Origin of the sequence: Duncaniella sp. (genome assembly GCF_029054785.1) — a bacterium.
In the GTDB taxonomy this organism is placed as follows: domain Bacteria; phylum Bacteroidota; class Bacteroidia; order Bacteroidales; family Muribaculaceae; genus Duncaniella.
In genome coordinates, this window is record NZ_JAIDEN010000027.1 from 17,689 (window position 1) to 33,404 (window position 15,716).

At 54.5% G+C, this 15,716-nt stretch carries 11 protein-coding genes and 2 tRNA genes; 8 read left to right on the plus strand and 5 right to left on the minus strand.

Going from position 1 to position 15,716, the window contains the following annotated elements:
- The first annotated feature begins 9 nt into the window (after positions 1 to 9).
- Positions 10 to 711, plus strand: coding sequence for an Abi family protein (locus K2H17_RS01595; RefSeq protein WP_300130607.1), 702 nt, complete (start codon positions 10 to 12; stop codon positions 709 to 711).
- A 56-nt stretch (positions 712 to 767) separates the two neighbouring features.
- On the opposite strand, the gene K2H17_RS01600 is transcribed toward K2H17_RS01595, so the two are convergent.
- From K2H17_RS01600 to K2H17_RS01615, 4 genes are all read right to left on the minus strand, one after another.
- A tRNA-Asn gene (locus K2H17_RS01600) sits at positions 768 to 841 on the minus strand.
- A 28-nt stretch (positions 842 to 869) separates the two neighbouring features.
- Positions 870 to 943 (minus strand) — tRNA-Asn (locus K2H17_RS01605).
- A 136-nt stretch (positions 944 to 1,079) separates the two neighbouring features.
- Complete coding sequence (locus tag K2H17_RS01610) at positions 1,080 to 2,249, minus strand: nucleoside recognition domain-containing protein (protein WP_300130610.1); 1,170 nt, start codon at positions 2,247 to 2,249, stop codon at positions 1,080 to 1,082.
- Positions 2,250 to 2,307: 58 nt separating this feature from the next.
- Complete coding sequence (locus K2H17_RS01615) at positions 2,308 to 3,330, minus strand: porin (RefSeq protein ID WP_300130612.1); 1,023 nt, start codon at positions 3,328 to 3,330, stop codon at positions 2,308 to 2,310.
- Between the two features lie 521 nt (positions 3,331 to 3,851).
- On the opposite strand from K2H17_RS01615, the gene K2H17_RS01620 reads away from it, so the two are divergent.
- The 3 genes from K2H17_RS01620 to K2H17_RS01630 all read left to right on the plus strand — a co-directional run bounded on the left by K2H17_RS01620 (position 3,852) and on the right by K2H17_RS01630 (position 9,531).
- Positions 3,852 to 5,501 (plus strand): S41 family peptidase, encoded by a 1,650-nt coding sequence (locus tag K2H17_RS01620; protein ID WP_300130614.1) that lies wholly within the window; start codon positions 3,852 to 3,854, stop codon positions 5,499 to 5,501.
- A gap of 66 nt (positions 5,502 to 5,567) precedes the next feature.
- Positions 5,568 to 8,876, plus strand: coding sequence for a transcription-repair coupling factor (mfd, locus tag K2H17_RS01625; protein ID WP_300130657.1), 3,309 nt, complete (start codon positions 5,568 to 5,570; stop codon positions 8,874 to 8,876).
- A 448-nt stretch (positions 8,877 to 9,324) separates the two neighbouring features.
- Positions 9,325 to 9,531 (plus strand): hypothetical protein, encoded by a 207-nt coding sequence (locus K2H17_RS01630; protein WP_300130617.1) that lies wholly within the window; start codon positions 9,325 to 9,327, stop codon positions 9,529 to 9,531.
- A gap of 151 nt (positions 9,532 to 9,682) precedes the next feature.
- Here K2H17_RS01630 and K2H17_RS01635 read toward each other — a convergent pair whose 3' ends face one another.
- The gene (locus K2H17_RS01635) at positions 9,683 to 12,136 is read right to left on the minus strand and encodes a hypothetical protein (protein ID WP_300130620.1); all 2,454 of its coding nucleotides are present in this window, start codon (positions 12,134 to 12,136) and stop codon (positions 9,683 to 9,685) included.
- Between the two features lie 358 nt (positions 12,137 to 12,494).
- Here K2H17_RS01635 and pdxA point away from each other — a divergent pair, with 358 nt between their 5' ends.
- From pdxA to K2H17_RS01655, 4 genes are read left to right on the plus strand one after another with little or no spacing between them, the layout of a single operon-like run.
- Positions 12,495 to 13,580 carry a 4-hydroxythreonine-4-phosphate dehydrogenase PdxA gene (gene pdxA / locus K2H17_RS01640; RefSeq protein WP_300130623.1) on the plus strand — a complete coding sequence of 362 codons (1,086 nt, stop codon included), beginning with the start codon at positions 12,495 to 12,497 and terminating at the stop codon, positions 13,578 to 13,580.
- A gap of 27 nt (positions 13,581 to 13,607) precedes the next feature.
- On the plus strand, positions 13,608 to 14,342 hold the full coding sequence (locus tag K2H17_RS01645) for a sugar phosphate nucleotidyltransferase (protein WP_300130627.1): 735 nt from the start codon (positions 13,608 to 13,610) through the stop codon (positions 14,340 to 14,342).
- Positions 14,335 to 15,201 (plus strand): hypothetical protein, encoded by an 867-nt coding sequence (locus K2H17_RS01650; protein WP_300130629.1) that lies wholly within the window; start codon positions 14,335 to 14,337, stop codon positions 15,199 to 15,201. The genes K2H17_RS01645 and K2H17_RS01650 overlap by 8 nt, the downstream gene beginning before the upstream one ends.
- Positions 15,198 to 15,713 (plus strand): phosphatidylglycerophosphatase A, encoded by a 516-nt coding sequence (locus K2H17_RS01655; RefSeq protein ID WP_300130632.1) that lies wholly within the window; start codon positions 15,198 to 15,200, stop codon positions 15,711 to 15,713. Before K2H17_RS01650 ends, K2H17_RS01655 begins: the two co-directional genes overlap by 4 nt.
- The last annotated feature ends 3 nt before the right edge of the window (positions 15,714 to 15,716 follow it).

Here is a 15,716-nt window from a genome sequence, read left to right on the forward strand (position 1 = left end):
GATTTTCTGATGAAATACGCAGATTTTGAAAAAATAATGTCCGCCAAAAGAATGGAGCGGTATCTGACAGCCTGCGGCGGCGATACCCGTAAGGCTATGACACTATATCGCTATAATCTTCAGATTTCACAGGAAATGTTTACTATTGTCTGTTGCTTTGAAGTCGCCCTCCGTAATGCGATAGACCGAAAACTTACAGATAATCTTGGGGATGACTGGCTGAGAGATTCAATTATGCCTGACGGCGTATTTGCAGAACCGATTTTAAGAAAAACTCGCGACATAATATCATTTGCCCATCGCAAGCTAATTCAATCCCATTCATATAGCCATTCTAAATTACTTGCAGAGATGGAATTTGGTATATGGAAGTATATGTTTTCACCAATACAATATCGGGTAACCGGTCGTAATCTTCTATCCATATTCCCTAACAAGCCGCGTTCATCAAGGGAAATGCAGTATAACCAGACTTATATATTCAACGAGCTTGACAAGGTAAATTCATTGCGCAATCGTATCGCACATCACGAAACGATTTGTTTTGCTACAACCACGTCAACGATAGACACTTCGTATGTGATAAACATTTACTCAAAAATCAAGACATTATTCTCTTGGATGGATATTGATAGCAATTCTCTATTATATGGGCTGGATCATATAAATCGTGTTTGCGCTCAAATCAATCAATTGAAAGCAGGAATTTGAAAATACAAAATCAGGCGGTCCGGAATGATTTCCGGACCGCCTGGCTCCTTGCTTTGCGCTTCAGGATGGGCTTGAACCAACGACCCCCTGATTAACAGTCAGGTGCTCTAACCAACTGAGCTACTGAAGCAGGATATTGTTTTAAGTATGGCGTTTTGCGCTTCAGGATGGGCTTGAACCAACGACCCCCTGATTAACAGTCAGGTGCTCTAACCAACTGAGCTACTGAAGCAGGTGCAATTTCAATTCGGTCTCTACCGAAATTTGCGTTGCAAAATTACACCGTTTTTTTTAATTATGCAACCTTTTGCAAGAAAATTTGAAAAAAAGTTTTTATAAACTCCTTTTTCGCTTATCTTCAAAGCTTTTCAGAGCAGGCTGACAGCAAGAAATACCATGTGGGCGACAATTGCGGCCACAATGCCTCCGACCGTATGGGCCAGAATGGCTTTCGGAGTCAGTTCGCGGTAGCCCAGAGAGTCAAGCATGGCGGTGTGGGTGCTGAGATAGCCGCTCCAGCACATGCCGATGGCTGTGAAGACTGCGATCGCATTGCCGTCGATCCATCCCTGTGCTGCAAAGTTGGGCACCAGACTCAGGGCCGCGCCAACTGCGCCGAGGGCTGTGATCGGGAAGGCCACGAGATGGGGATCATTGAAACCGAAGAGCCATTCGAAGACGAAATTGACCTTCGAGGCAAGCCAGGGGAGAAGTTCTATGCCTTCATAGGCAGCTCCCGTATAGCCGTTTTCAGATGCGCCGAAAGTCAGGATCATGACCAGCGTGGAGATGATCAGCACACCGGGGATAATCGCAATGCCGACGTCAACACCCGTGCGGCCTCCGTCAAGGAGCGAGTTGAGTGTGCGGATGAAAACCGACTTGGATTCAACCTTGGTCTCTTCTTCCTCCAGCTTATCGGCCTCTTTGGTGACCGCATCCTCGACAGCGAAAGAGGGATAGGCCTTTATGACGAAATATTGCATCAGACGTGTGGAGACGATACAACCGCAGAAGGCGCCGAAGAGGCCGATGACCGGTTCGATATAGTAGCCCTGGCCGACCATGAAGACCATGACGAGGAGTCCCATGCCGAAGGCTGTTCCGAAGTTGGTCAGAGAGATGTATTGAAACTTCTTGAAATAGCGGCAGAAGCGGCGGTCCTGCGAGAGGGAGATGATTGCGGGGTTGTCGCTCAGGAAGGTCATCGTAGCACCCAGTGCTGCCACACCGGGCAGGTTGAAGAGCGGACGCATCAGTGGGCGCAGGATATTCTCAAGGAGTTTGACCACTCCGAATTCGACAAACAGACGGCCGATGGCTCCGGTGACCACACAGATACCCATGAGGTAGAACACCGTGTTGAGCAGAAGATCATGGGCTGTGTGCATGATCGTGTTGAGCATGTTGGGCAGCCCCATGATAGAACCTACATACCAGAAGAGGAGAAAAACAACCGCCAGACAGGGCACACCTGTCGGGATTAAACGTTTCAGTGAGAATGAGCGGGACTGTGTCCTGCGTTCAGTTTTTTCCATGGTGGGGATTCTAAGGTTGGTTGAGTGTTGTGAAAGGCAATTGAGCCCCGGCGGGGCATTAACGTTTGAGTGACAATAGGTTCATGTTCCATTTGACACCGAAGTCAACGAGCATCGTCTTGTTCTGCATGACATCGGCTGTGTTTCCGTTGCTGCCCCACGAATAGAACATATTGGCGTGAAAACGCAGATTATGACGTCCGTTGTCGAGCGGATAGAATTCGACACCCGCACCGGCCATTTTCATTTCTGTGCCGGGAGTGACACAATGGTCGGCATCGGTGTGGGTGCGGTTGACATCATAGGTCATCTTGCCGAAGACCCTCCACTTCCGAGCCGGTGCATAGGCCACTTCGCCCATCACCGACATGTCGCGCAGGAAGAATGTCTGGTGGGAAGCGGCGCGGTTCATCAGATCCAGTTCAACCGACACTTTGTTGAAAGTAAACTTGTTGCCAAGAACGAGGTAGCTGATATAGCGGTCCGGGGCATATTCGATGAGGTTGGCCGACCAGATGGCGTCATAGAAGCCGTGGCTGCCGTTCCACATCAGGTTGTAGGCATACATGTCGCGGTTTTCAGCCGTGTAGAACGGGCTTTCGCAGAGCTGGAAGGTCAGTCTGTCAGAGGCAGAGGGACGGAAGCTGACCGATCCGCCGATCTGATAGCAGGGGATATTGTTCCAGAAAACAGAGCAGCCGTAGAGGTCGATCGGCGAGCGGTCATATTCCCAGCCGCCTATCGCCACCACCTGCTTGCCTCCGGCCACAGACCATCGGCCGAAATCATAGTTGAGATAGACCCAGTCAGTCGCATCGAAAAACGAGGCATCCTTGTGGGCTTTGTTGAAACGCTGACGCCACGAATAGCTCAGACCGTCGGTGATGTTGCCGTCGACACGGACGTTGATATATTTGCCCTCGAAGCCCGTGTTGTCTTTGACGGTGCTTCCGTCAAGCCAGTCGTGCTGATAGTCAAGGCGCACTTCAGCCTGAACTTTCAGGAGAGTGTCGCTTGCCGGCTCGTCAGCACACACAAAAGGCGCTGCCGCCAGGCAGAAAAGTGAAAGTGTTTTCCTCATTGGTGAATTTAAGGTTAAGAGGTTGATTAACAACAATAGTTAAAAACTTTCGCAGGCGACGGTATTATCTTTTTTCTTTTAATAATTTCATGTCTGAGACTTTTTAAAGTTACCTGAGCCTTGGTGTCTCTTTTGCTAAATTGTTGAAATTCGTCAGTCGCATAGCTCGCTATGCTCCTTTCTCATTTACAATAATTTATCTAAAAGATACTCCACTCAGATTTTAACTCTTGTTTTTAAACAACCTCTATTGTTAACGGTTTTTAAGTCTGGCAAAGATAAGTTAATTTATTTAGATTCCAAAAAAGTGCACAGGATAATTGCCGTCAGCAATTTTAAGCGACCTCTTAACATGTTTAAACGAGATTGATATTTTGATTGTTGTAATTATTGATTATCTTTGGTCTCCGTTTCCGAAGACAGGAAATCAGACACCCCAGGAGGTTGTCAAAAAAAACGGCCTATGGGACTCACGTCTCTCACCCTCACGGACTTTCATCAATTCACTATCATTCAGGAGTATGAAAAAACTTACCCTTATTGCCGCGTCGCTCGTGCTGCTCTGTATGCTTGCCTCTGCGGCTACACGCAGCAAAAAAAACGAGATCTCACGCAACCTTGACATATTCAACGCTCTCTACAAGGAGCTCCAGACTTTCTACGTAGACTCCATCGACGCCGAAAAGTCGATCAACACGGCCATCGCGGCGATGCTCAACGACATAGACCCATACACCGAATACTTCTCGGCCAAGGATCAGGATGCTTTCCGCACCATGACCACCGGCGAATATGGCGGTATCGGCTCTATCATCCAGCAGAACGAGGAGGGTGTCATCATCTCCGAACCCTACGAGGGCAGCCCCGCACAGAAAGCGGGCCTGCGCCCCGGCGACCTCTTCGTGTCGATCGACGGCGACTCGGTCCTTGGCTGGACCTCCGACCGTGTCAGCAACAAACTGAAAGGCCAGAGCGGATCGACCCTGAAACTCGTGATGAAGCGTCCCTGGGTCAGTGACTCGATCAAGACCTTCGAGTTCAAGCGTGCGAAGATCCAGATTCCACCCGTGCCTTACGTCGGAATGGTCCGTCCTGAGATCGGCTACATCGGCCTGAACACCTTCTCGGAAAAAAGCGCTGCCGAAGTCCGCGCCGGTGTCGAGAAACTGATCAAGGATGGAGCCAAGGGCCTGATCCTTGACCTCCGCGGCAACGGAGGCGGCCTGGTTGAAAGCGCCATCGAGATCCTCGGTTTCTTCCTCCCGAAAGGTACCGCTGTCCTGACCACACGCGGCAAGGGAGTGCTCAACGAGAAAGTCTACAAGACCAGCGTCAACCCCATAGACACCAAAATTCCTCTTGCAGTGCTTGTCGACGGCAGTTCCGCCTCAGCTTCGGAAATCGTCTCCGGCGCTCTTCAGGATCTTGACCGCGCCGTCATCATCGGCAACCGCTCTTTCGGCAAAGGACTCGTGCAGAGCACACGCGAACTGCCCTACGACGGCATGCTCAAAGTGACCATCGCCAAATACTACATCCCCTCAGGCCGTCTGATCCAGGCCATCGACTACTCGCGGCGCAATCCTGACGGATCTGTGGCAAGGATCCCCGACAGCCTGACAAACGTGTTCAAGACCGCCGGCGGACGCGAGGTGCGCGACGGAGGCGGCATCACCCCCGACATCAAGATCGAATATCCCGAGGTCAACCGTCTGACCTACAATGTTGTCCGCGACAACTGGGCGTTCAACTTCGCCAACAAGTATGCCGCCACCCATGACTCCATTGCCTCGCCGGAGACATTCGAGGTGACCGACGAGATCTACGCCGAGTTCAAGGACTTCATCGACCCAGAAAAATTCAACTACGACAAAGTCTGCGAGAGCGCCGTCAAGCAGCTGCGCGAGATCGCCACTGCCGAAGGCTATATGAACGACTCGACTGCGGCGCAGTTCGATGTGCTCGCGGCCATGCTGCGCCACGACCTCAAGCATGACCTCGACATCAACCGCAAGAATCTGACCCCCTACATCGCCGGCGAACTCCTTAGCCGCTACTATTTCAACCGCGGCGAAGTCATCTACTCGCTTCGCGACGACCAGGCAGTCGACTCGGCCACTGCCGTCCTGACCACTCCCCGCTTCAACGAAATATTAGGCAAAAAGAAATAAGTAACTCTTCTGTCACACACTCAACCAACGCACATGATCTCCATACAGCAGTTAAGCGATGAATTCATGTCGTCACGCCGCCGGGAGGCCCTTGAAAAGGCTCTCGGCGGCGAGGCTGCAATTACGTCGGTCTACAATCTGGCCGGATCGTCCCCGGCCCTGATGCTCGCAGCCCTGCCCCCGCGCAAGGTCCCGACGGTGGTGGTCGGAGACTCGCTTGACGATGCCGGCTATATCTACCACGACCTCAGCCGCATTCTCGGCGAAGACCGGGTGTTGCTTTTCCCCTCCGGCTACAAGCGCGACATCAAATATGGCCAGGTCGATCCGCCGTCGCAGATCCTGCGGACCGAGGCCCTCAACCAGTGGCACTCCGACCGGGCGCCGGTCTATGTGGTCACCTACCCTGAGGCCCTGGCCGAGAAAGTGGCCCGGCGCGAGGTGATCGACCGCCACACTCTCCATCTGCGCAAAGACAGCGAGACCGACATGACGGAGACCATCGCCTGGCTGCGTGAAAACGGTTTTCTGGAGGTGGACTACGTCTATGAGCCGGGCCAGTTCGCCTCCCGCGGCTCAATCCTCGACATCTTCGGTTACAGCCATGAGCTTCCGTTTCGCGTCGACTTCTTCGGCGACGAGATCGACTCGATCCGCACTTTCAACATCGAGACACAGCTCTCGGAGAAGCAGCTTCAGGAGATCGCCGTCACCTCAGGGGTGGCCTCGCAGTCTTCGGGCGAGTCTCTGCTGGAATATGTAGATCCGTCGACTCTTTTCGTTGTCCGCGATGCCCTCTACACCGTAGAGCGCGTCAAGGCCATCGGTGCCGAAGAGCTTTCACAGAGCGCCCTGGCCGCGGTCGATGCCGCGACAGACACCAACGCCATGAAGCAGGTGGTCGACGGCGATGCCTTTGCCCGCCGCTTCAGCTCCTTCCGCCAGCTGCGCTTCACAGCCGCCGCCAGGCCCGACACCGCAGCCAAGGCCTCGATTGATTTCCACTGCTCCCCGCAGGTCATCTACCACAAAAATTTCGAGCTGATCAGCGAAAGTTTCTCGAAATTTCTCGCCGAGGGCTACCGCATCTACATCCTCAGCGACAGCGAGAAGCAGATCGAGCGCCTGAAGGTGATTTTTGCCGACCGCGGCGATTCGATTGACTTCGCGCCGGTGATGCCGACCGTCCACGAGGGTTTCACCGACCATTCGCTGAAGATCTGCGTCTTCACCGACCATCAGATCTTTGACCGTTTCCACAAATACACTCTCAAAAGCGACCGCGCCCGCTCCGGCAAGCTCGCTCTCTCACTCAAAGAACTCAGCGCCATCGAGCCGGGCGATTTCATAGTCCACGTGGACCACGGTGTCGGCAAATTCGCCGGCCTGCTGCGCACCAATGTCAACGGCAAGACCCAGGAGATGATCAAGCTGGTCTATGCCAATGACGACATCATCTTCGTCTCCATCCACGCGCTCCACAAACTCGCGAAATACCGGGGCAAGGAGGGCGTGCCTCCGAAAATCAACAAACTCGGTTCCGGCGCATGGAACAAGATGAAGGAGCGCACCAAGTCGAAGCTCAAGGACATCGCCCGCGATCTCATAAAGCTCTACGCCGCCCGAAAGGACGAGAAGGGCCATGCCTTTGCCCCTGACAGCTATCTCCAGCAGGAACTGGAGGCGTCGTTCATCTATGAGGACACCCCTGACCAGCTCACGGCAACAAAGGCTGTCAAGGCCGACATGGAGAGCGACAAGCCGATGGACCGCCTGATCTGCGGCGACGTGGGCTTCGGAAAGACCGAAATTGCCATCCGCGCGGCTTTCAAGGCGGCTGCCGACGGCAAACAGACCGCTGTGCTCGTCCCGACGACCGTCCTGGCCTATCAGCACTTCAACACCTTCCGCGACCGTCTGAAAGAACTGCCCGTCCGCGTTGACTACATATCCCGCGCCCGCACTGCCAAGCAGGTCAAGGAGATTGTCCGTGATCTCGCCGACGGTAAGATCGACATCCTGATCGGCACCCATAAGCTGATCGGCAAGGAGGTCCGCTTCAAGGATCTCGGTCTGCTGATAGTCGACGAGGAGCAGAAGTTCGGCGTTGCCGTCAAGGAGAAGCTCAAGCAGATGAAAGTCAACGTCGACACTCTGACCATGAGCGCAACGCCGATCCCCCGCACCCTCCAGTTCTCGCTGATGGGCGCGCGCGACCTCACGGCGCTCAACACTCCCCCGGCCAACCGCTATCCGATCATAACCTCTGTCTGCGCCGGCGGCGACGATATTGTATCTGAGGCTGTCAACTTCGAACTCTCGCGCAACGGCCAGGTGTTCATGATCAACAACCGCATCGAGGGCCTCTACGAACTGGAGGCGCAGGTCAAGCGGCTTGTGCCCGATGCGCGTGTGATCGTGGCCCACGGGCAGATGCCCCCCGAAAAGCTCGAAAAGGCCATCATCGACTTCGCCAACCATGACTATGATGTCCTGATAGCCACTACCATCATCGAGAGCGGCATCGACATGCCCAACGTCAACACCATCATTGTCAACAACGCGCAGAATTTCGGCCTCAGCGAGCTTCATCAGCTGCGCGGACGCGTGGGCCGCAGCAACCGCAAGGCTTTCTGCTATCTGCTCGTCCCGCCCCACATCCCGCTGACTCCCGTGGCGCGCCGCCGACTTCAGGCCATCGAAAGTTTCAGTGACCTCGGCAGCGGCATACACATCGCCATGCAGGACCTCGACATCCGCGGCGCCGGCAACCTCCTTGGTGCCGAGCAGTCGGGATTCATAGCCGATCTGGGCTATGAGACCTACCAGAAGATTCTGAAGGAGGCTGTCACCGAACTCCGCACGGAGGAGTTCTCGGATCTCGACCAGGCCGACCGCCTCGGAGAGGAAGAGACCGACTATGTGGCCGACTGTGTGATCGAAAGCGATATGGAGCTGCTTCTGCCCGCCGACTATGTCCCCACCGAGAGCGAACGCATTGCCCTCTATCAGGAGCTCGACGGCATTGAGCGCGAACTGGATCTTCAGGCATTCAAAAGCCGCCTGACCGACCGCTTCGGCGCCATCCCGCCTGTCACAGCCGAGCTGCTGCGCATCCCGCGCCTGCGGAGTTTCGCCCGCCGTCTGGGTATCGAGAAAGTGGCTCTGAAGCAGGGCAAGATGTACACCTATTTTGTCGACGAGAGCAACAAGGCTTACTATCAGTCGGAGATGTTCGGTAAGATGCTTTCCTATCTGACGTCCAATCCGCGGCGTGTGCAGATCCGCGAGCGCAATGGCAAACGTTCGTTTGCCATCTCCGATGTCCCCAACGTAGAGACCGCCGTGGCAATCCTCTCCGAAATCATCGGGTGACAAGCGGGAGTGTCGCACCTACGGCGCTTTTTTGGGAGGAGAGGATGGTATCGGCATACCACAGCTGCGGACCCCTCTGGGGCCCTTGCAGTGGCCTGGATTCTTCCGACCGCTACGCGGCCAGCCCGCACCGCATGGCGCGTCCGTGGATATGTGTCCGAGACGGACGCATCCGTGGATGTGTGTCCGCATGGGCGTCCGAAGGACGCAGATTTATCGTAGCCCGTGACGCGTCGGTGTCACGGGAACAATGAATTCCCCCCATGCGGCGTGTCCGGTAGGACACGGATTTACGGGGTGATGATTTGTCCGATTTTATTACGGATTTAATATCGGTTATTTTGTGGCGGATTTGGATGACGGTAAATCGGTGTCCTGTCGGACACCTTTCTTATTCTATATACACCAAACCCGTGACACCTGTCGCTGCGCGACGGTGTCACGGGCTATGATAAATCTGCGTCCTACGGACGCCCATGCGGACACATGTCCTTCGGATGCCCATCCGGGATGTCTCGTTGTGGACGCCCATGCGGGATGTCTCGTTGTGGATGCCCATGCGGGATGTCTCGTTGTGGACGCCCGTGCGGGCTTCACGCGCCAGGCGGGCCGCGTAGCGGTCGGAAGAATCCAGGCCACTGCAAGGGCGCCGTAGGTGTCCGCAGCTGTGGTATAACGATACCACCTCCCCACAAAAAAAGCGCCGTAGGTGCGACACTACGCATACCCCGCCCAAAACGTAATCGCGCCCCGGAGGCCTTAAAAATGGCTTCCGGGGCGCGGGTTAAAATGTATTCAGTAAGAATTTACTCGCGGCTGACTACTCGGTTAGCGTCCCATGTAGCGCCTCCGGTGTACCATTCGGTAGTCCCGTCTTTGAGCCACTGCTCAAAGTTGTAATAAACCTCGTGGATTCCCTGCTCCTCCATCGGCCAGCGCCAAGAAGCCTCAAGACAGAGCATTTCGGGCGATACATAGACCGGTTCTTCACCATTCTTGAACGAGGTGGGAGGGGTCACCATGTGGTAGTGGTTCTCATCGTCGAGCAACTTCTCGTCGAAAGGCCTGATAGCATTCTCCATATAGTGCAGACCGTCACCGGGATTGACAAGCACATAGAAGCCGCCCATACCCTTGACATCCTTCTCAGACCACTGGGGATTGTCCTTATATTCATCGGTCAGCGACCACTGGCCGTCCACATGGAACGAAAGCGGAATACCCTTTGCCGATGCCACGGGGGCGTCAACGTTGATCGGGCTGCGGTAATAGCCTCCGAGCCATTTGTGAAGTTCAGGGCCGATGTTGAAATGACCCTTACCGTGATCATTACCCTTCTCATCAATAATATCTCCGTTGAACATCACGTAGATGGGCAGTGTACCGCCTGCGGCGAGGGGTTCGACTGTGATCCATGTCTGAACTGCATTGTCTTTCTCGCCGTCGACAATAGGCGTAGCCGTAACGGCAAAGACAGCGTCGTTGAAGTCCCAGTCGTATGTTCCGGCCAAGTCCTCGGCAGCGATCAGCCAACGGTAAGCCTCAGGTTCGGGATCGTCGGGATGGATGATTGAGTCGACCGGATCGTGGTAGACCTCAGTGTCGTCATCGAGGATAAACACGAAATCCTGCATGTCGAAATCGCAGCTTGAGCGGCTGTATGTATCGCCGATCGTACCATCCTCAAACGACATATATCTCCATTCATATTTGGATCCCAGCCAGGTCACGGCGCGGAAAGCATTGCGATGCGGATCTTTGACAAATGCTGATTCGGGATACCTAAAACTTTTGACACCGCTTTGTTCGTCTTGGAACTCTTCTGTTCGTTCGGCACCGGGTCCCGGCACCCATCTCACCCCTTTGTTCAGCGGAGAGTAGGAATAGAGATAGCCGTTGTAGGCACTCTTGATATATCCTCCATAAGCCTTGTCGATGTCATCGAGATGCACCTTGATTCCCTTGGAAATCAGAGACGGATAATTATTATCGTCCATCGTCAGATCGCCTATCATATCAGGCAACCGATTTGACCAGCCCTTGGCTTTGTTCTCATAGTCATAATTATAATATGTATAGACGATCTCCAGATCCTTTTTTGGACACATCCATTCCCAATTCAGGTTCTCAGCCTTAGCGGTGAACGTCTTGTCATAAATATCATTACCATTTTTGTCTTTGAGCTTGTCGCCTGTCATTCTCCAGCGGTAGACATAGTTGAATCTGCTGTCAGCCGGAGCGTCCGGATCGTTTTTGATACCGATCCGGTCAAGATATTCACGGCAGGCATGAGTCATGTCTCTGTCACAGATCGAAGTGGTGAAGCCGCGGAAGTTATCAAGAGAGTAGACATCGATATATCTGTATTCCGCTCCGTAGTTGCCGACTCGGTCGATCACCGATATTCCGTTGTTGTTCAGGCACTCCATGAACACCTCATCATTCATGAAATCCTTGATGGTGATTGACTTTGTCTCTGAGGGCACCCAACAGAGAGCCAGATTGTCGACAGGCTCGTTTTCCGTGTTTTTCTCCATATCGTAGATCGGACAGTGGACTGGTTTGCCATCTCCATCAAAGTAAAAGAGTCCGAATTCCAGCTGCTGGCTTGTCTGCCAGTAGAGAGGACGGATAATGATGTCATTCTTCTTGAACTTCAGCATGAAGTCGTTGTCGACCCCGTCGCGGCTGGAATTATAGCAGCCTTCCGGCATCTTGCGGCGGAAGATAGTGGCATTGAGCAAGGGAACCACCATCCAGTCTTTTTTTTCGGTGCAGAGTTCGGCAGTGATACCTGAGCCGCCCTCCGACGATGGATCCTGAACTCCTTTTCCTACGTATTGACCCGACGAAAAATTCTGAACACCTGAGCCGCTTCTTGAGGGAGCGTCGACCCTGACCGTAGATCCGATGGCGGCAATGGTTTTCGTGCCTCCGGCATCGACGATCACTTCCTTGACCGATGCGGGAATGTCGAATTTGAGTGTTGTTGTGCCGTTTATCCTGCGTCCTTTGGCAAAAAGGTAGCGCTTTCCGTCAACATCGGCATAGACCTTGACATCTGTCGGGGCTGTGGTGACGATGTTGATCCCGGAGTGACGGGCTGCATTGAGATTGCGGTTCGGGTCGATGACACCGAACTTCTTGATAAATTCACGTGCATAGAGTTCGCGACGGGGGATTGCGATCTCATCAGCAGTGCACGAAGTCAGCAGTGCACCAGCAATGGAAACACCTAACAATAAGTTACTTAAACGCATAATGTATGGTCTGTAAAGATCTCGGTTAACGAGAAGGAAACATGAGAAGAAGAAAAAGATAAATCTGATATTGTCAAGCTCTACAATTTCGGGGTGCAAAATTAACAAATTCAGAAGTGAAGCGAATAAAATTTAACCTACCTTAACAGAATAAAACACAAATTTCACACACTTCACTTCCATTCCCAACAGCCGCTGACATCAGTGTTTATCGGCAGGCTGCTTCTTAATAAATGTTAAACCACAGACAGCCGCAGACCCCGATAGGACTTTTTTAGTAACTTTACCACTTAATTGAGATTGGTGTGTGCGGCCCGCTGCATCCGCCCTCTCTCTATTTCACATTATGCACTGACAAATGGAACAAGATAGAAAAATTCGTGTCGGAATCACCCACGGAGACATCAATGGCGTCGGCTATGAAGTACTGCTGAAAGCCCTTGGCGATGTGCGCATAGCAGAGCTGTGCACTCCGGTGATCTACGGCTCGGCAAAAATAGCCAACTTCTACCGCAAAGGCATCGAGCTTCCTGACTTCCGGCTCTTCCAGATCGACAGCCCCGACAAGGCAGCCGAAGAGCAGATCAACATCATCAACGTGGTTCCGGAAGACTGCAAGGTCGAACCCGGACAGGCAACCCAGACAGCAGGACAGGCAGCCCTCGCCGCCCTCGAACGGGCTACTGCCGATCTGCGCGACGGACTGATCGACGTGCTCGTCACAGCCCCGATCAACAAACAGACCATCCACAGCGACGCATTCAACTTCCCCGGCCACACGGAATATCTCCAGGAGCGCCTCGGCGGAGGCCGCGAAGCCATGATGATCATGTGTGGCGGAAATCTGCGCGTGGCGCTTGTCACCATCCATGACAGCATCGCGACAGTCGCCGCAGGCATCACTGCAAAGAGCGTCACCGACAAGATCGCAGCTTTCAACCGCTCGCTGGTCGAAGACTTCGGACTCCACGGACCGCGTATCGCCGTGCTCGCGCTCAATCCTCATGCAGGCGACGCCGGAGTCATCGGCTCGGAGGAGACTGAAATCATCGCCCCCGCCATCGCCGAAGCGGCCAAGCGCAAGATCCTCGCTTTCGGCCCCTATCCCGCCGACGGATTTTTCGGCAGCGGCGCCTACACCAAGTTTGACGGCATCCTGGCAATGTATCACGACCAGGGCCTGATCCCCTTCAAGCTCCTTGCCGCCGAAAACGGCGTGAACTTCACCGCCGGACTCCCCTTCGTGCGCACTTCGCCCGACCACGGCACCGCCTATGACATCGCAGGCCAGGGCAAAGCCGACGAACAGTCGATGCGCGAGGCCATCTACACCGCCATCGACATCTACCGCAACCGCCGGCGCGAGGCTGAAGCGACCGCCAACCCTCTTCGCAAACAGAATTTCGACAAAGGCAGCGACAAGCTCCCCGCCGACCGCGGATAACAATCTCCCCTGAAAGGAAATTTCACAATGGACTTCGCCATCATTGCCGCCGGCCAGGGCTCACGCCTGAAAATGGAAGGACAAGATCTTCCGAAACCATTGGTGCGTCTTGGAGGCAAACCGATGATCGGACGGCTGATCGAAGTGCTCTCCCTCGCGGGCGCGCGTACTGTATATATAATCGTCAACGAAGAGATGAGCGAAGTGGCCGACTATCTGCGGTCACTCACCCCTGCGGGCTGCGAACTGCGGCTGACGGTCAGAACCACCTCAGGCTCGATGGAAAGTTTCCGCGAACTTGCCCGTTCGATGGACCGCCGCCAACCGTTCTGCCTGCTGACAGTCGACAGCGTCTTCCTCCCCGACGAATTCGGGAAATTCATCGCCGAATTCGAGGCTGACAAAGAGGCCGACGGCTATATGGCCGTAACATCATACGTCGCAGACGAGAAACCGCTCTATGTGGCCGCCGGACCCGACGGAGAGATCACAGGCTTCCTTGACCGTCCGCTCCACGACACTCACTACGTCTCCGGAGGCATCTACGCCCTGCGCCCTGAGGCATTCAGCCTGCTTGACGACTGCGCCGCAGCCGGAAAAACCCGCATGCGCGACTTCCAGCGCTCGCTTGTGGCCGCCGGACTCAGGCTCAAAGCCCGTCCGTTCTCGAAAATCATCGACGCCGACCACGTCTCCGACCTGCGCGAAGCCGAAATCTTCCTTTCTGAAAACCAATCTAACCTCAAACGATATAATGGCTGACATAAAGATAGCCGGGATCATGAGAGCCGGCGCATACTCGCCCAATCATATCGGCAATGACGCCGCCATCCTCAACCTCACAGCCGAACAGTTGCGCAAACGCGGATGCGAGGTGAAAATATACAGCGAAGAGCAGCTGATGGCCGGACAGGTGACTGAAGATATCATCGTCAGCATGTGTCGCCACCACCGCTCTTTCCCGATACTCCAGAAGATGGAAGACGAAGGCGCGCTGGTCATCAACTCAGGCTACGGCATCGAAAACTGCACCCGCGAACGCCTCACCCGCATCCTCATCGGGAGCAATATCCCGACACCCGACAGCCTGATTGTCAACACCAACGAGGTCGTGACCGAACGCATGAAAGAGGCCGGGATGACCAAGGCCTGGATCAAGCGCGGCGACTTCCACACGATGCACAAGGAGGACGTCACCTATGTGCGCCACACCGAAGAGGCCCAGGAAGTGGTGCAGGAATACTTCCTGCGCGGCATCAAGCGGGCCGTCATCAACCGCCACATCGAAGGCGAGCTGCTGAAATTCTACGGCGTCTACGGCACCCCCTGGTTCCACTGCTTCTTCCATTACGGATCACGCGAGGCCAACGGGACCGACGAGGGAAAGCCGCAGTTCGACCACGACAAACTGAAGGAGGTCTGCACCCGCGCAGCCGAAGCCCTGGACATCAAGATCTACGGCGGCGACGCCATAATCCTGCCCGACGGCTCGTTCACGATCATCGACTTCAACGACTGGCCGAGCTTCGCCCCATGCCGCGCCGAAGCCTCGGCAGTGATCGCCCGTGCGATCCTCTCGGAAATCAAAAGCCACAACGCCCGAAAATCATCACGAAAATGACCGACAACTCACATTTCCCCTTTCTCCCGCGTTTCATAGCCACATCGTTCGGCGCCGGTTACTGGCCCTACGGTCCCGGAACCGCAGGAGCAGTCGTCGGACTGATCCTCTGGCTGCCGCTTGTCCTGACAGGCCATGTGACAGGCACCTTCCTTGCCACTCTTGGTCTCATCCTGGTCTTCACCGTCCTCGGCATCTGGTCGGCAGGAGTGGCCGAGCAGCACTGGGGACCGGACCCCTCGCGGGTTGTGATGGACGAAACCGTAGGGCAGTGGATCACCATGCTTCCGCTGTCGGTCTTCGCCGGGCAGCCCGATGCGCTCACAAGCGGCAAATTCTGGCTCTGGGCCGTCATCTCACTGATCCTCTTCCGCTTTTTCGACATAGTCAAGCCACTCGGTGTCAGAAAGATGGAAGACCTGCCCGGAGGCACCGGCATCATGGCCGACGACATCCTGGCCGGAATCTACGGCGAAGTCATCCTGGCCCTGGCAATGTATTTCTTCTTTTAAGGA

Bases quoted from the DNA above. Each gene is read 5' to 3' on its own strand.
- K2H17_RS01595 (WP_300130607.1), top strand. From the start codon at position 10: ATGAAATACGCAGATTTTGAAAAAATAATGTCCGCCAAAAGAATGGAG.
- K2H17_RS01610 (WP_300130610.1), bottom strand. From the start codon at position 2,249: ATGGAAAAAACTGAACGCAGGACACAGTCCCGCTCATTCTCACTGAAA.
- K2H17_RS01615 (WP_300130612.1), bottom strand. From the start codon at position 3,330: ATGAGGAAAACACTTTCACTTTTCTGCCTGGCGGCAGCGCCTTTTGTG.
- K2H17_RS01620 (WP_300130614.1), top strand. From the start codon at position 3,852: ATGAAAAAACTTACCCTTATTGCCGCGTCGCTCGTGCTGCTCTGTATG.
- mfd (WP_300130657.1), top strand. From the start codon at position 5,568: ATGTCGTCACGCCGCCGGGAGGCCCTTGAAAAGGCTCTCGGCGGCGAG.
- K2H17_RS01630 (WP_300130617.1), top strand. From the start codon at position 9,325: ATGATAAATCTGCGTCCTACGGACGCCCATGCGGACACATGTCCTTCG.
- K2H17_RS01635 (WP_300130620.1), bottom strand. From the start codon at position 12,136: ATGCGTTTAAGTAACTTATTGTTAGGTGTTTCCATTGCTGGTGCACTG.
- pdxA (WP_300130623.1), top strand. From the start codon at position 12,495: ATGGAACAAGATAGAAAAATTCGTGTCGGAATCACCCACGGAGACATC.
- K2H17_RS01645 (WP_300130627.1), top strand. From the start codon at position 13,608: ATGGACTTCGCCATCATTGCCGCCGGCCAGGGCTCACGCCTGAAAATG.
- K2H17_RS01650 (WP_300130629.1), top strand. From the start codon at position 14,335: ATGGCTGACATAAAGATAGCCGGGATCATGAGAGCCGGCGCATACTCG.
- K2H17_RS01655 (WP_300130632.1), top strand. From the start codon at position 15,198: ATGACCGACAACTCACATTTCCCCTTTCTCCCGCGTTTCATAGCCACA.